This window comes from Streptomyces liangshanensis (genome assembly GCF_011694815.1).
Lineage (GTDB): Bacteria > Actinomycetota > Actinomycetes > Streptomycetales > Streptomycetaceae > Streptomyces > Streptomyces liangshanensis.
Window position 1 is genome coordinate 3547504 of the sequence record NZ_CP050177.1, and the last position, 17279, is coordinate 3564782.

Annotated in this window: 3 protein-coding genes; 1 reads left to right on the plus strand and 2 read right to left on the minus strand. The window is 75.1% G+C overall.

Annotated elements, in window-relative coordinates; translation table 11 throughout:
- Positions 1-1459: 1459 nt before the first annotated feature.
- Both HA039_RS15310 and HA039_RS15315 read right to left on the minus strand, forming a co-directional pair.
- Positions 1460-2146: a hypothetical protein gene (locus HA039_RS15310; protein ID WP_167029523.1), complete on the minus strand. Its 687-nt coding sequence runs from the start codon at positions 2144-2146 to the stop codon at positions 1460-1462.
- Between the two features lie 390 nt (positions 2147-2536).
- Positions 2537-4120: a hypothetical protein gene (locus HA039_RS15315; RefSeq protein ID WP_167029526.1), complete on the minus strand. Its 1584-nt coding sequence runs from the start codon at positions 4118-4120 to the stop codon at positions 2537-2539.
- Between the two features lie 220 nt (positions 4121-4340).
- On the opposite strand from HA039_RS15315, the gene HA039_RS15320 reads away from it, so the two are divergent.
- Positions 4341-17270 (plus strand): hypothetical protein, encoded by a 12930-nt coding sequence (locus HA039_RS15320; protein ID WP_167029529.1) that lies wholly within the window; start codon positions 4341-4343, stop codon positions 17268-17270.
- Positions 17271-17279: the final 9 nt, after the last annotated feature.

Consider the following 17279-nt stretch of genomic DNA (forward strand, 5'->3'; position numbering starts at 1 on the left):
GCAACCCCGGCCGGGTCAATCCTGAGACGGCGACGCCCGGTTCGGTGGCGGCAGGTGGCCGGGGGGCGGATCCTGTGGCACCCACGAACACCAGTCGGCCGACCGACCCGGCAGGGGTGGCGGCGGGAGGCCGTACGCCCGACTCGGCGGGGGTGGCGGGTGGGCGTGCGCCTGACTCGGCCGGCTCTCCCGGTACGCGGACGACGCCCGGCTCCGGTACGCCGGCCGCGGCGGACCCGGTGGCCTCGCCTCCGACGCGGGCGGCGGGCGACCCCGCGTCCTCTCCGGGCACGACACCGACCCGGCCGGGTGCGGGCGGCGCCGACACGTCGGTGCCGGGCGGGAGCCCCGCGCGCGCGGGAGTTCCCGACCAGCCGGTGCGTACCGGCGCCGGTACGCCCGGCGCGGGCGCCGGCGTCCGCGGCACCTCACCGGACGCGTCCACGGGCTCCTTCCCGGGCACCGGGCAGCGGCTCGGAGACGTACCCGCCGGGACGCCGCCGCGCTCGGTGACGGCTGACGCGTCGCCGTCTGCGGGGAGTGGGGCTTCGGGGGCTGGTTCGGGTTCCGGTGCTGGTGCCGGTTCCGGCTCTGGCTCTGGTTCGGCTGGCCGGGGGGAGGCGTTCCCGGGGAGTGGGAAACGGCTCGGAGACGTACCCGCGGGGACTCCGCCGCGCTCGGTGACGTTGCCTGACGGTCCGTCAACTAGCAGTGGTGTCACGGGATCCGGCTCCGCCGCACAGGGCGAGTCCTTCCCGGGCGCCGGGCAGCGGCTCGGCAGCACGCCCGCGGGGACTCCGCCGCGTTCGGTGACGACCGACACGCCGTCGACCGGCAGCGGTGTGCCCGGTTCCGGCCCGGTGGGCCGGGGCGAGCCGTTCCCCGGCCGGGGTGACGTGTTGGGCGGTCCCAATTCGGGCGTACGGAACGCCGGTGGTCCGGCGGCCGGTACGCGCGCGGTGGAGGGCTCGGGTGCGCCCGCGAGCATCGTTCCGCCGCGGGAGGGGCCGGGCTGGGGAGGCCGTCCCGCGACGATGAACGACCTGCCGTCCGGTGACGTCCCCCCGGCGACGGTGCCGGGGGGCCACCGGGACCCGTTCCCCGGAGCGGGCAGGACCCTGGGCGGGGATCCGGCAGGCCCGGTTCCGCGCGCTGGTACGGGCGGGGACGCGCCCGCGTCCGGGGCCGGATCCGGCGGGCAGCGTTCGGGCCTCGGGCACGACCGTCCGATGACGGTCGACGATCTGCCGGGGCACTCCGGTGCGCCGGGCGGCGGCACGGGGGCCGGGGCCGATCATGGCGCCGGCGGCGGGCGTGGCGGTGGCAGCGGTCCGGGCAGTGGTGGTGCGGCGGGGTCGGCGGGGGCCAAACCGTCGGGCGGCGGTACGGAGTTGAACCGGGGCAACAACGGCTCGGTCACCCAGGTCGAACACCGCCGACCGACCGGCACCGGGCCCGATCAGGGCACGCGCGGGGACGGTACGCCGGGCGATCCCGCGGACGCGACGGGCACGGCGTCGCGCGACACGACGGGCACGGAGGTCGCCACGGCGACGGACGCGCCGGAGACGTCCACGGCGACGCACGTGGATACGGCGACGGGGACGCGGACGGACACGCCGACGCCGACCCGTACCGACACGGGGACGCGTACGGATACGGCGACGGGGACGCGTGCGGACACGGCTGCGTCGACGCGCACCGACGCGGGGACGCGGACGGATACGGCTGCGTCGACGCGCACGGACGCGCCCACAGGGACGGGTGCGGATACGGCGACGCCGTCCCGTAGCGACGCGGGGACGGGGACGCGTACGGACGCCCCGACCGGGACACGCACGGATTCCGGGACGCGCACGGCAGGTACGGCAGGGTCCTCGGTGGGCGCCTCCACGACGGACGCGCCGGTCACGACGCCCTCGGGCGCGAGCCGTTCGGGGTCCGCCCCGACCGGCGGGGACGCCTCCGCGGCGCCGACCGGCACGCGCCCGGCGGGCGCCACCGGCGACGTCGGGACGTCGACGTCCACGCCGACCGCCGCCTCTTCGACGGGTGCGCGGCCGGGTTCGGCGGCGCGGCCGGCGACGATCCGCGACCTGCCGCAGGGCGACCCGGCGGGGCGTACCGCGGCGAACGCGGCCCCCACGGAACCCTTCCCGGGACGGGGCCAGGCAGTTGGCGGCGCCAACACGGGGGTGCGCGGAGTCGACGCCCCGGCGCCGGGAACGCGCCTGGTGGAAGGCCCAGGAGGTGCCGTACGCGCCGAACAACCGGCCATGGCAACGCCCGACGGGCGCCCGGGTGCGCACCCGGGCCAGGACGCCGGGAACAGCGGGTCCTCGGCGGGCGCCCCGGCCGAAGCCAACCCGGTCCAGGGCACGAGCGACGCGCCGACCCCGGCCAACAACGCGTCGGGGGCGTCCTCTTCGGCCGTACCGCCCACCACCGTTCCCTCGACGGCGGTCGGCCAGGAAACTCACACAGGCGTGGGTACGGGTACGAGTACGGGCCCGATCGCGGCCGGTGACGGCGAGGTTCAGAGCGTCCCGGGGTCCGCGGCCACGCCCGACCCCCGCGACGCGGGATTCCCCGGCGCAAGCCCCTCGGTCGTGACAACTCGGAGCACAGCGGACGGTACGGCGTCCACGCCTGGCGCCGTCCAGGCGGACCAGACGACGGTAGGAAACGGCCCCGGCAGCGGTACGCAAAGCCCGACCGCCACGACGCCCCCTCCCAACGTAACCACCATCCCCAGCACGGCCCCGGCGACCGGCACGCCGGCCGCAACCGCTCCAACGACGGGCTTCCCGTCCCCGGGGACTGCGGCCCTGGCCACTCCGACCACGGGTCTCCCGACCACGGACACGGGGAACGCCCCTGCTCCGACAGCGGGCTCCCTGTCCCTGGGCACGTCGGACACCTCCCCTCCGACCACCGGCCTGCCGCCCACGGGAGGCGTTGCCACGCCGCCGACGACCTCCCCAGCCGCAGCCGCTTCCAACACAACCGTTCCAGCACCAGGCTCCCCGACCACGGGCGCGTCAGACACGAGCACTCCGGCCACCAGCACACCTGCCTCGGGCACGTCGGACGCCACCCCTCCGACTACCGGATCCCCAGCCCCAGGTACCGCCGAGAGCGCCGCTCCAGCGACGGGCCTCCCGGCAACGGGCACGTCGGACACGAGTGCTCCGACCATCGGCACACCCACCCCGGGGACTGCGGAGACCACCACTCCGACCACCGGCACCCCGGCAACGGGCACCGGGAGCGCGGCTACTTCAACGACGGACGCGTCGGACGCCACGACCCCGGCGACCGTCACCCAGGCCTCGGGCACGACGAACGCGGCTCCTCCGACCACCGGCACCCCCGCAACCGGCACCGGCGAGAGCGTTACTCCAGCGACGGGCTCCGCGGCCACGGGCACGTCGGACACCACGACCCCGATCACCGGCACCCCCGCCACGGGGGTCGCGGGGACCGCCACCGCAACCACCGGCGGGGCGGACGCGGCCGTTCCGGCGACGGGCTCGCCGGCTGCGGGCAACACGAACGCGGGCGTTCCAACCACCGGCACCCCAGCCCCAGGTACCGCCGAGAGCGCCGCTCCAGCGACGGGCCTCCCGGCAACGGGTGCTGGCAATGCCGATACTTCGACCACGGACGCGTCCGACACCACGAACCCGGCGACCGGCACCCCGGCCGCAGGCACGTCGGGCACGAGCACTCCGAGCACCGGTTTCCCTGCCACAGGCACGTCCGATGCCAACACTCCAGCCACCGGCACCCAGGCCCCGGGTACCGGGGACAGCTCTACTCCGGCCACGGGGACTTCGGACACGGGCACTCCGAGCAACGGCACCCCCGCCGTGGGGACCGCGGAGACCGGCGCCCCTGCCACGGGCGCGACGGACGCGGCCTCTCCGACCACCGGCACCCCGGCCCCGCCTACCGGGGCGAGTGGTACTCCAGCGGCGGGCTTCCCGGCAACCGGGACTGGGAACACGGCTACTTCGACCACAGGCTCCCGGACCACGGACGCCGCGACCACAGCGACCGGCACGCCGGCCACGGGCGCATCGGGCACCGGCACTTCAGCCACCAGCACGCCGGCCACGGGCACTTCCGACGCCACCCCTCCGGCCACGGGCACCCCGGCGGCGGGCTCCGCGGCTGTGGGGGGCGTTGACTCGGGCGTTTCGGCCATCGGGACCCCCGGCCCGGACGCCATCCCCGTGGATGCCACCCCTTCGGCCGCCGGGGGCCCCGTCCCGGGCGACCCTGTCTTCGGTGACCGGCCGGCGGCGCAGGTGGCGGGGCAAGCAGCGGTGTCTGCGGTGCCCCGCGTCGCCGCGAGCGGAGCCGTCCGCGACCGCTGGGACATCGACGCCGCCCTTGCCGCGCTTGCCGATCCCGGGCGGAACCCCGGCGACGTGGCGCTGGCGTTGGCTAACGCTTCGACGATCATGGTCGTGCGGGCCCATCAGGTTCTGCCGGGTGTCGACCCGCGCGGGATCGCCCCCCTCGTACCGCGCCCGACCGGCGGCCCCGGTGTCGTGATCCGCCCGGCGATGGTCCGCGCGCAGCACCTCGTCGCCGCGGAGATACTCCGCCACGGCGTCCTCGCCGGGCAGGTACTGGCCCGGGACCTCCTGCCGGGAGCCGTGAAGCCGGAGGGCGCGGCGCCGCCCGTGCTCTACGGGACGACGTACGACCACGCCGGGCGGACCGTGCAACTCGGTTCCCACAGCGTGCCGTTGACCGACCTGCCGGACTTCCTCCGGGAGAACCTGGACTGGCGTCCCGGCCTGCCGGTGATCCTCCCCGTCCCCATGACCCCGGCGGCCCTGGGGACGCCCGGAACGGCGGAAGCGGCCGGCCCCGCCGAACTCACCCTGCCCGAAGCGCTGGCCGACGCCCTGGGCACCCCGGTCCTCGTGCCGGTCGCCGACGACAACAACCCCCTCGCCCCCCTGCTCTGGGTCGAGCTGGGCCCCGGCGGCGAAGTCCTCGGATCCGCGCCCTCGCTGGGCGTGCTGATCACGGACAGCCCCTGGAGTACGCAGGCGGACGTCCCGGCGGAGTTCGGCGGCCCGTCCGCGGACCGGGGGCAGGAGCCCTCGGCGGTCGAGTCGCAGGACCACTCGGACACCCTCCAGCGGTACACCGACGCCCGGCGCGACGCGATCACGGCGCAGGACGCGCTGGACACGGCCAGGGCCGCGCACGCGGCCGGGATCCAGGCGTCGGCCCACGCCGACGGCAGCGCCGTCGCCGCCGCGGCCGTCCGCCTGGACGCCGCGCTCGACCGGCTCACCGGCGCGGAACGGGAGTGGTCCGCGCGGACCGGGGGCGAGCCGCTGCCGACGGTTCAGGAGGTGGCGGAGCCGACCGGCGCCCTGCCCGGCGGGGCGCCCTGGTTCAGGCGCCTGTTGGAGCGGGTACGGGTGGCCGGCGCGTCGTCCGGACCGTCAGCACCGTTCGTACCGTCCACAGAGTCCACACCGCCCGCATCGTCCACACCGCCCGCACCCCTCGCCGGCGCCGGCGCCGGCGCCCCGCCCGTGCCGCCCCCCGCCGTTCCGCCCGCGGAGCCCGGCGACTTCGGCGGGATCGCCGCCGAGTTGCTCGCCTCGATGACCATCGGTCGCCGGGACGCGTTCGGCGGCGACCCGTTCGGGGTGCGCAACCCCGCCCCGGCGCCCGACTTCCTCCAGGTCGAGGGGCACCCGTACGACTACGCGGCACTGCGCCCCGACCAGCTGACCGCCTTCTTCCACGCGCTGGACCTCGGCCGCCCCGACCGCCCCACCGCCGCCGAACTCTCCCCCCGGACGCTCCCCCGGCAGCCGCGCACCGTGACGACCGGGTCGGCCGCCCGGGACGCGGCGGGGCACCGGGTGCGCAACGAGATGCCGCACCTGGCGCACAGCATCTGGTTCGGCGGTCCCCTCCACGACGACGGGCCGCACGGCTCGCGTACGGACTTCCGGCAGAACGTCTCGGCCGCCGCCGGGGCCAACCCCCGCATCACCTTCGTGGTGTGGACGGACCTGACACGCGCCGAGACCGAGGAGGTACGGCGGCTCCCGGACGGGCCCGTGACCGAACGACAGGCCCAGGCCGCCTCCATGCTGGAGTGGGCCGCCGGACGCCCGAACATCGTGCTCGTCAACGCCGACGAGGTGTTCAACGCCGCCACCCCCGCCTCGACGCAGGCCGAGATCCTGACCGAGCGGGCCCGCGGCGGCAAGTCGTACGCCATGGCCAGCGACCTGTTCCGGGTCGAGGCGCTGCACACGTTCGGCGGGGTGTACTCCGACGGCGACAACACGATCACCGGCCTGGTGAAGCAGCTCCGGCCCGTCGCGGACCGGCCGGACGGGTTCGCCGTCGTACGCGTCGACATGCCGCGCAACCCCCAGGACGCACCGGGGCGCGACTCCCGCGCCCTGACCAACGCGGCCGTCGCGTCCGTCGCCCGCGGCACCGCCGTCGGGGTCTACCGCGACCTGCTGCGCGCCAACTACGCCCTCACCTACGCGTCCCTGCTGCGCAAGCCGTTCGCCGGCCTCGGCCAGGTCGACGACGACACGATCAACCAGGACAACACCCGCTTCGGCGACCGCCTCCACCAGCCCAGCATCGAGGTCGTCCAGCGGACCGGCCCCAACAAGGTCACCTACGACGCGATCGCCCGCGCCCTCGGCCTGACCCAGCAGGACGTCCCGGCGAACGCCCCGGCCGACGCCCCGGCGGCCGGTGACCGCTTCCGCCTCGGCGCGATCCCCCCGGAGGTCATCGCACCGGGCAGCAAGAACAGTTGGAACGTCGGCTTCTCCGAGACCGCGACCCAGGTGTCCCGGGACCGGCTGCTCTCGACCGTCCGCACGCTCGTGATCGAGTTGCACGCGGAGTTGCGCAACCGTCCCGGCGGCGTCTACCTGCCCGCCGTCGCCCGCGCGGCGGAGAAGCTGCCGCCTGCGGACCGGATCCCCTTCTGGCACACGGCACTTGACCTCTTCCACACCTCGCTGGGGGATCAGGCGGGCGACATCCGGTGGATCACCGGCAAGGGTGTCACCGTGCCGGTGGAGGTGCATCCGGCGCTGGTACGGCTCTTCCCCGGCGCCGAGCACGTCGGCTTCACGGTGACCGCGCCGCCCCCGCCCGTACCGGCACCCGGCCCCGGCCCCGACACCGGTACGGGCACGGGCACGGGCACGCGCACGCGCACGCGCACCGAATCCGACGACGACATCGACCACTCCCTCGCCACCGACTTCCCGCACACGGTGGTCGACTATCCGGCGGACGGCGACGGTTGGTACGTGGAGCCGCCCGAGGTCATCCCGGTGCCGGACCGTTCGCGCGCGCTGCGGGCCTTCGAGCGGGCCTGGGCGAAGGCCCCGGCCGAGGCGCCCGGTGAAGGCGCCCCCACCAACCCGGTGCACGTCGCGGTGTTGGACGCGTACACGCTGGTGAGGCAGTTCCAGGAGCTTCCGTTCGGTGGGATCGCCGGCCGGCTGGAGGAGCACGCGGACGACTTCACGGGGCTGGCCCCGGCCGACCAGGACGTCGTGATCGTCGCGCACCACCTGCTCACCGCCCCCGAGGCGGACCCCGCCGAGGCCCCGCGCCTGGCCCGGGCGCTGTCCGAGGGCCGGCCCACCCCCCGGCCGGGTGGGCTCTCCGGAGGCGCCCCGACCTGGCTGAGTCCGTCCCAGCGGGCCGCGTACGCCACGGTGGAGCCGGCCATCGGCCAGGTCCTGCGGCGGATGACGACGGACCAGGTGGACTCCGACGATCCGCTGGACAGGGCGTTCCTGGAGCCGAGGAACGCCGACGGCGGCATGTCCGCGACGGCGCAGCAGTACATCCTCCAGCAGGCGGAGCAGGTGTTCCGGCACGTCATCGGCTCGATCTTCGGTGACGCGAGAACTCCGGGCCTGGGTGTCAGGCGCTCCCGGGCGGCGGCCGACTCCACGGTGTGGGAGCGGTTCACGGCCGACCGACAGGCATCGTTCCCAGAGGTGGAGTCGTACCTCCTGCGGCCGGACCGGACGTATGCCAGCGACATCAACGTGCCGTACAACGCGCTGCACACGATGCAGGTGCCGGTGAACAGCACCCAGATCACGGTGCGTTACGACCCCACCGAGCCCGCGCAGGTACGGGACGCCCGGATCGGCCAGGCGGTACGGGCCGTCACGCGCGTCCAGCAGGCGGGGTTCACCGTGCCGCCGATGGAGTTCATCCTCCCGAAGTACGGACGGCAGTTGCAGATCCTGGACGACGGCCGGGTCGAGCACGTCGAGGTGCGAAACGGCTGGGGCGCCGCCGCCGAGTACTTCGCCCCCAACAGGTTCGTACTCTCGCCCGTCCTGAGGAGCACGGCACAACGTCTCCGGACGGCGAGCGGCACGTTCGGGGCGGTGAAGATGCGCTTCGCCGCGGACGACATCGCGATGATCGTCCACGAGATCGGGCACGGCCTGCACCAGAACCAGAACCAGGCGCGCCACTTCGACGCGAAGGGGACGCGGTTCACGGCGCAGGCCTTGGCGCACGCGACGGAACTGAGCGTGTACAGCGAGCGGCCCAACGAGTTCGTGGCGGAGGCGTTCACGGCGATCGTGATGGGCCAGCAGCTCACCTCCGGCCAGACCGACCTGTACCTCGCGCTCGGCGGCCCGCTGCCGTCGCACGCGCCGCTGCCTCCGGCTCCTCCCGCTCCGCACTTCGGCGACCTGCGCAACGAGGTCAACCTGCACCTGCGCGGGCGCGGCGACACGAGGGTGGCCAACCCCCAGGACGTGCGGACCGCCTACGAGCAACTGCCCCCGGGACTCAAGCAGTCGTACCTCCGCCTGATGGCCGCCGCCGTCGCCGACATCCTCCAGACCGGCGCCGTCGGCCGGATGCTGGGCGGCGCCCCGGCGACCGGCACGGTCACCGTGACCGACGCGGAGCAGGACGAGCAGGTCGCCGGGCCCTCCGGAACGACGTCGGACGACAAGGGCCAGGGCGAGGGCCAGGGCAACGGCAAGGGCAAGGGCCGGGAGAACAGCGGACCGGAGGCGGCGCCCGCGCGGGTGCCCGCGCCCGAGACCGCCCCGGGATCCCTCTCCGCGACCGCCCGCGAGATCATCCGCAACCTCCAGGAGAACGCCGACCGCAGGGGCTTCGGTGAAGGGCGGCTCCCGGACCGGCCCGGGCCGCTGGGCGTCGACCTCTTCGGGCTGCTGGAGCCCTACCCCGTACCGGAGTTCCTGACCGACCCGGCGACGGGCACCCCGTACGACTACACCCGGCTCGACGCGGACCGGACCGTCCAGTTCCTCTACAACATGGACATGGCCGAGAGCCCCTCCGCCGCGCTGATGGACCCGGCGACCTGGGAGGTGTCCGGCCTGAGCGCGTCGCACGAGCGCGCCGACACCCGCTGGTCACCCGGCGCCGACGTGGAGCCGCTGCCCGACCGGACCGTGCACATGCCCGGCCTGGTGCACGCGATCTGGCTGGGCGGGCCCCTCACCGAGAGCGGGCCCGGGGGATCGTTCCGCGACCAGTTCGGCGGGGACGCCGAACGCCTGCGCGGCCAGGCGATGTTCACGCTCTGGAGCGACGTACCGCGCTGGGCCGTGGAGGCCGTGCGCGACCTGGAGGAGGCTCCGGAGGACGCGTACTACGCGGACGTCTGGCGGTTCGTCAACTGGGCGCGGGACCGGGGCGTGGCCCTGGTCAACGTCCACGAGGTGTTCAACGAGGCCAGGCCCCTGAGCCTGCACGCCGAGGTCATGACGGAGCTGGCCAAGCAGACCGGCCCCGGCTACGCGGCGGCCAGCGACATCCTGCGGCTGGAGATCGTCGCCGCCTTCGCCGGTCTGTACGTGGACGGGGACAACGAGCTGCGCAACGTCGGCAGTCTCTGGGAGACCCTCGCGTCCGACGCGGCCTTCGCGATCAACACCAAGAGCGGCATCTTCACCAACTCCACCCTCGCGGCCACCCAGGGCCACCCCTTCCCGCGGCTGGCCCTGGAGGTCATCAAGGAGAACTACGCACAGACGCAGCCCGAGCTCCAGGGGCCGCGCGTCGCCGCGCTCCCCCCGGCGTTCTGGACCAGGGGGATGGGGCTGGCCCGCCGCAACTCGGTCATGCGCCGGACGGGCCCCGACGCCTATCCGGCCGTCGCCCGGCGGACCGGTTACGCCTCGACCGCCGCCATGCCGGCGATGGGAGGGGTGAACGTCCGTTCCGACAACAGCTGGTTGTCGACGCGGTCGGACGAGGCGCGGGACTTCTCGCTGGACGAGCTGACGGCGTTCACCGAGTCCGCCGTCCACACGCTGGTCCGCGGACTGCACAACCGTCCCGGTGACCTCTCCCTCCTCCCGCTCGAGAACGCCATTCGCCGGCTTCCGCTGCCGACGCCCCCGGAAGGCGAGCCGGACAGTGTCCGGGACGCGCTCTGGGAGGCGGCCGTCGGCTACCTCGCCTCGCGTGAGGACCTGCGTGCCCTGGTCCGCGGTGTCACGCGGACGACCCTGCCGCCTCACAGCACGGAGCCCCGCGGGATCGTGCTGCCGCGGGCGGTGGAGGACCTGTTGGAGCCGCTCACCGGCGCCGACGCCCGGCCGCCGATCGGGAACGCGGAGGGGTGGTGGTTCGGCGACCGTTCGGAGCCGGCCACACTCCTGCCCCTGCCGGCGCAGGCCTTGGAGGCCGCTGGTACGGATGGGTCGCTCACCGGGCCCGGCGCGGAGGCGGATGCGGGGGCTGTCGCGGACGCCGTGCCCGCCGGCCTGCGCAACGAGGTCAACCTCCGCCTGCGAAGCCGGGGGGACAGCCGGGTGGCCACGGACGACGACGTCGCCGCCGCGTACCGAGAACTGCCGCCGCACCTCCAGCACGCCCACCTGCGCCGGACGGCGTCGGCGATCGCCGACCTCGTCCAGAGCGGCGAACTGGGCCGGGTGATCGGTGGCTCCTCCACGGCCACCATGACGACCACGGCCACCACAACCACAACCACAACCACAACCACCGACATCGCCGCCGGCCCGTCCGGGACGTCGGCCGACAAGGGCAAGGGCCGGGCGGACGGCCGCGACCGTACGAACCTCCTGCCGCGCGCCCCGCGCGCCGAAGCCCCCGCACCCGACCCCGCGCCCGCGCCTGCTCCCGCCGCCCCCCTCGCCGAGAACGAGCCCGATCACGCGCGGCCCTACCCCTGGTACGTGGACCACGGCGCGCTCGGCGACGCCGAGGTCGCCCAGGTGCCGCGGTGGTCCGACGGGCGTGCCCACATGTGGGCCTCGATCGTCACCTCGTACCTCACCGACCAGACCCTGGCGGACGCGGTCACCCCGGTCCTCCGGGAGATCCTGGCCTCGGAGGACGTCGCCGGGTGGAACGAGCTGCTGGCCAACGGCCGCACGCTCGTCGTCGGCGGGAAACTGGTGTGGCTCAAGCCCGTCCCGGCCGGGATCCGCCCGCACGCCCGCCCGGCACCGCTCCCGACGGGCGCCGAGGCCGTCCCCGTACCCGAAACCGTCCCGGCCCCCGCCCCCGTAACAGAAACCGCCCCCGTCCCCGTGCCCGAAGGGTGGGCCCCCGAAGGCGACCGGGAGTTCCGCGTCGGCACCCGGAGCACCGCCCGGTCGGGCGCGCGGACCACCACCTCCGCCCTCACCTCCGCCGCGATGGTCGCCGTGGACGTGGCCTCGGCGCACGCGTCCGCGCTCTACCCCGTCCCGCGTGTGTCCGTCACCGCCTCGACCGGTGAGAGCCGCGGGTACGAGGCCGCGGTCAAGACCGCGCACCGCACCCACGCCGAGTGGAAGGACTTCTCGGCCGCCGACTCCCACCTGCGGTTCCGCGTCTTCGTGGACGGCGAGGAGCAGGCGAACGACGCCGAGGTCCCGCGCGACCTCGGCGTTGTCTTCCCGCCCGCGCTGCCCGCCGACGTCACGCCCGACACGACGGTGCTGGACGCCACCCCGCCGCAGACCCCGGACGGGCGGCCCGAGGTGCAGCGGCCCGTACGGAACCCGCAGTACCTCAACGCCCTCGACACCGTTCCGCTGATCACCGGACTGCACCGGCAGTTGCGCGAGGCCGGGCTGCCCGCCGTGACGGTACGGGACGTGATGACCCAGCTCGACGCGTGGCTGGCCGAGAAGAGCCTGCGCCAGCAGGGCCGCTGGGTGCTCACGTCCGGACTGTCCACCGGGCCGATCGAGGCAGGGATCCCGGGCCGGACCAAGCCGTTCCGGGCCTCCTTCACCATCAAGGCGGGCATCGCCGACCTCCAGTTCCTGGGACTCTCCGAGCCGGGGCTCAGCCGCGGCCTGGAGGGGCTGGGAAGCAGCAGCTCCGCCGGTGTGGCGGGCAGTTCGGGCGTCTCCGTCAGCGCCGGGGTCTCCCTGAGCGGGCTGACGGACGGCGGCGGCGCTCCGGTCACGGGCCGCTTCCCCGACGTCTCCGTCGTCGGATCGGCCGCTCGCGGCGTCGGGTTCACGCTGTCGTCGACCACCGCCCGCCACACCGAGTTCAAGTCCGCCAAGCCGCAGGTGACGTACGCGGCGGGGCTCGGGCTCTCGGTGTCCGTGACCTCCCCCACCCACCCGGACATCGGCGAGGTGACCCGTACGGTCCAGTCGGAGCTGGGCACGATGTGGCGGGGCCGCCCGCACGCCGCCGACTTCGAGCGGCGGGTGCTGGGCGCCGTACGCACCCCGCTGTTCCGCCCGCCGGTCGACCCGGCGGACGAGGCGGCGCGCCCCGCGCTGCTGCCGGGTCCCGTGGACGCGCAGCCGCACGTTCGCGCGCTGCTCAAGGAGTCGGGCACCCGGCCGGTACGCCGGACCACCCGGCCCGCCCGGCTGGACGCGCCGCTCCCGGCGCCCCACCCGCGCGAGCCGCGCGCGCTGGCCTCCCGCAAGGGCGGCGGCTACGCCACGACCCTCGGCCTGCCCGGCGCCGAACTGGTCCAGGACCACTTCCTCGCCGCCCTGCGGGACGACGTCGAGCGGCGCGGCGCGAAGGTCGCGGACTGGACGACCGTCGAACGGGACCTGTCGGGCACCTTCGGCCGGCCCGTCCTGGAACAGGACCCCGGCCGCGTGATGGCCGGCTACCGGCGGACCGTGTGGGTCGGCGGCCGGCCGTACCGCCTCTACGTCCGCGGCCACCTGGTGGAGCGGCTGCCCGGCGACGTGGCGACCACGATGGAGGTCGAGTCGGTCGTCGGTACGGGCGGCGGCGTCTCGTCCCGCCGGGGTACCAACTGGACCGTGCGGGCCAACGTCGGCGGCGGTCTGCGGGTGAAGATCCTCGACCTGTTGTCGCTCCAGCTCGGCAGCGTCGGCGGGTATGTGGGTTACGGCCGCGGCAACGAGGTGTCGTTCACCGGCGGCAACAAGTCCAGCCGCCGGTCCAAGCCGAAGGCGGGCGCCGACGAGCACACGTACAACGTCGTCTACGAACAGCGGCTCACCCCGCTGAAGGTCCCTTCGTGGCCGGCGCGCGACAAGAAGGAGGCGCTGCGCAAGCCGCGGGCCGACGGACCCACCGAGACCTGGTGGATCGACCGGCCGGGCGACGTGGTGGCGCAGGTCGTCGTGCCGCACGCGTTCGTGCCGGGGACACCGGTCACCGCCGCGGAGGCCGCCGGGGTCGGTACGGCGAAGCGCGAGGAGTCCTGGCCGGCGGGCCCGGGCCGGGACGGGCAGCACCTGGACTTCGCGCGCGGCGGCACCGGGGGCGTCGTGCCCGCGTTCCTGCCCGCGCCCGAACTCGCCCGTACCGCCGCCGCGTTGTACGCGGACCTCAACGGTCTCGGGGAGGAGTGGGCCCGCGACCCCGAGCTGTGGCCGGACGAGATCCACGCCCTGGCCGACCCGGCCGTCCTGGGCGCGGCGTTCAACGACCTGGTCGGCCGCTTCGGCCACGAACCCGAACTGGCCCACCGCAAGGGCTTCCAGCAGGCCTTGCGGGTACGGCTGCGGGCGTACGCGCCGCAGGACCTCGGCGAGACGGCGACGGCCACGGACATCGTCGACACCAAGGAGGTGAACAGCGGCCAGGGTTCGGTACGGGGGACGACGGTCGAGGTCGGCGTCAGCGGCACCGTGGGCGGCTATATCACGGCGCTGGGCGCGGAGGCCGGGGAGCATTCCTCGGTGGGCGCGAGCGGCGGTCACCTCTACGCCCAGGGGCGGGTGTGGACCTCCCGGGGCTGGAGCACCACCCACCGCGAGGAGCCGGGGCAGCTCAACCGGAACAAGGCGACCTACCGGGGCGCGCCGCACGAGGTGGACTCGCTCCCGGTGTTCGAGGTCACGGCGGTCCGCTGGAAGAACGGCGGCCGGCAGGAGGAGCGCACCGGGTACCTGTCGGTGACCCAGGGCCTCCAACTCCTCGTACCGCCACGGACGCTGGAGGAGGTGATGCCGGCGGGCGAGACGACCGGGGAACAGGCGGCAGGCGAGCGGCCAGCGGTCGAGCAAGCGGCAGTTGAGCAGGAAGCAGTCGCGCAGGGGGCAGTTGAACAGACACCGGCCGAGCAGGCAGCAGCGCGCGAACCGCTCCCCGCCCCCGTCGAGCGCGACTACCTCGTTCCCGACATCGCGAGCGGCATCGGCCGCCCCGAGGTGATGCACGCCGACCAGGTCCTCGACACGATCGTCGCGCGCCTCGCGGCGCACGGTGTGCTCCGGACCGGGCAGTCGGCCGACTCACCGCGCCCCGACCTGCTCACCCGTACGCTCCACCAGCTCTACTCCTCCGAGTCGCTGGCGAACCAACTGCCCGTGCTGCTGGGCACCGGCGTCTGGTCCTGGCTGCCGGTGCCGGGCTTCCTCGGCGCCACCTCGTACGTATGGGTACGTGTCGTGGCCGAGCGGGTGCGCCCCGCGCACGCCCACCGGCCGCGCCCCGAGATGAAGCTCAACGTGGCGGCGGCGGCCACGTCCAACACCCGTGACGAGAAGGGCACGTTCAAGTCGTCCGGCGGCGATGTGCGGAGTCGGGTGGGTGGGTTCACCGACGGCACCACGGACGCCGGCTTCGAGACCGGCGCCGGGTACCGCAGCACGAGCAGCCGGACGGTGGCGGACAGCGGCGCCGGGTCGGAGGTCTACGACGCGGACCCGCAGGACACGTTGGAGGAGTTCAGCCACCAGGTCGACTTCCGCGTGGAGGTCGGTGGCACGACCGAGCTGCCCCGGGTCCTGGACCTGCCGCTCACCGGGGCGCACCACGCGCTGCTGAGCGCGGCGCACCACGGCTTCGACTCGCGCGACGCCATCGCGCGATGGCTGGACGGGCACCGGGCGTGGACGTGGTTCGAGCGCGACGCGCGGCCGACCGGTGACGTACGCCTCCTCGTACCGACCCACCTGACCGGGCCCGCCGGCGAGCAGCGGGTGGTACCGGTCAGCCAGTCGCTCGGCACCGAGCCGCGCTGGGCCGGGCCGCCGGCCGCGCCGCCCGGGCTCCCCGAGGCGCTGCTCCACGGCCTGCACCCGCTGGCCGTCCCCGCCGCGGCGGCGGTGGAGCGCTGGGCGGGCGTCGCCGGGTCCGCGGCGAGGCGGGCGCCGGACCTCGGCGCCGCCGCCGCGAGCCGGGACGCCCGGGGCCCGGACTTCACCACCACCGCGGGCCCCGCGTACGCCCACTTCGCCGGCACCGGCATGCTCAAGACGCACATCGCGCAGCTGCTGGAGCACACCTACGGCGTACCGGTCGACGGCGGGAACGTCACCGTCGGCTTCCGGCTGGACGGCGCCCACGTCGTCGGGCCGCAGGAGGGCTTTGCGTACGACGCGGCCCGGTACTCCAAGAACGAGACGACCACGTCGTACGCCGAGGCGGAGTCGCGCGGCTGGTCGGCGGGCGCGGGTCCGCGGGTCGTGGGCGCGGGCGTGGACCCGACCACCGTGTACGGCGACGCGTCGGCCGAAGGCGGGGTCGCGCAGAGCTTCGGCCAGGTGTTCCGGGACGGGGACAACGACGAGAACTCCCGTACGGGCAAGGTCAAGCGGCCCTACCGCTACTACCAATTCGATCTGACGGTGGTCCTCCAGGGCCCCCGACGCACCCTGGAGGTACGGGCACCGGGCGGCCTGCTGGGCATGCTGCCGCTCGGTCCGGACGGCAAGCTGATCGGCGACCTCGAAACGGCGCTCCCGGAACTGTTCGGCGGGGCCGTCACCGAGACCCCCCTCACTCGGGCACCCGGGGTCGCAGGGCCTCTGCCGCGCGTGGAGGAGACCGCGGAGGAACACCTGCTCGCGGCCGCTCCCCCGCCGGTGGCGGAACCCGCACCGTTGGCGGAGCCCGCACCGGTAACGGACCTTGCGCCGGTGACGGATCTTGCACCGGTCACGGACCCCGCACCGTTGGCGGACCTTGCACCGGTCACGGACCCCGCGCCAGTGACAGATCTTGCACCGGTCGCTGACCTGGCACCGGCGGCGGATCTTGCACCGGTCGCTGACCTGGCACCGGCGGCGGAACCCGCGCGGGCCGAGGCACCACCCGCACCCCTCGCGCCACCCGCACCGCTCGCACCGCTCGCACCGCTCGCACCGCTCGCACCGCTCGCACCGGCCCAGGCGGCGCCCGTCCGGGAGACACCCCCGACCACGGACCCCGCTCACGAGGCCGCCCCCGCCCCGGGAACGGCCCCCACCCCGGAGATCACCCCCGCCCCCGCCCCGCCACTCACGGCTCCCGAGCCGCCCCGCCCCGTCGTCACGGCCAACACCTGGGCCGGCACCGCACCCGTCCTCAACCCGGTGGTCGGCGTGCAGCCCGGGGCCCGGAACGGGACAGGAGACACCACCGCCCCCGCGACACCCGTCACCCCCGCCCCGACGGCCGCGCCCCCGACCGTCCCGCAGGCCTTCCTCGACGCACCCCGCCCGAACCGGCCGGCACCACCGGCGGAGGAGGCGCCCGCGGGGAACGTACCGCCGGAAACCATCCCGACACCCCCGCCACTCACCGCCGAGCCCCGGACGGCCGACCCGTCGTCCGACGAGGTCCCGAACGACCCCGTCGCGCTCATCAGGGCGGAGTACGAGGCGGCGCGCCAGGACGCGATGACCGTACGGGAGCGTTACGCGGCCGCCGCGGCCCGTTCCGCCGCCGGGCGGTCGGTGGGCTGCGAGTTCGCCGAGGCCGCCGTGTCCCTGGGCGCGGCCGAGGACCGCTTCGACCGCGCCCAGGCGATGCTGAACCTGCTCGGCGGCTGAACAACGGCG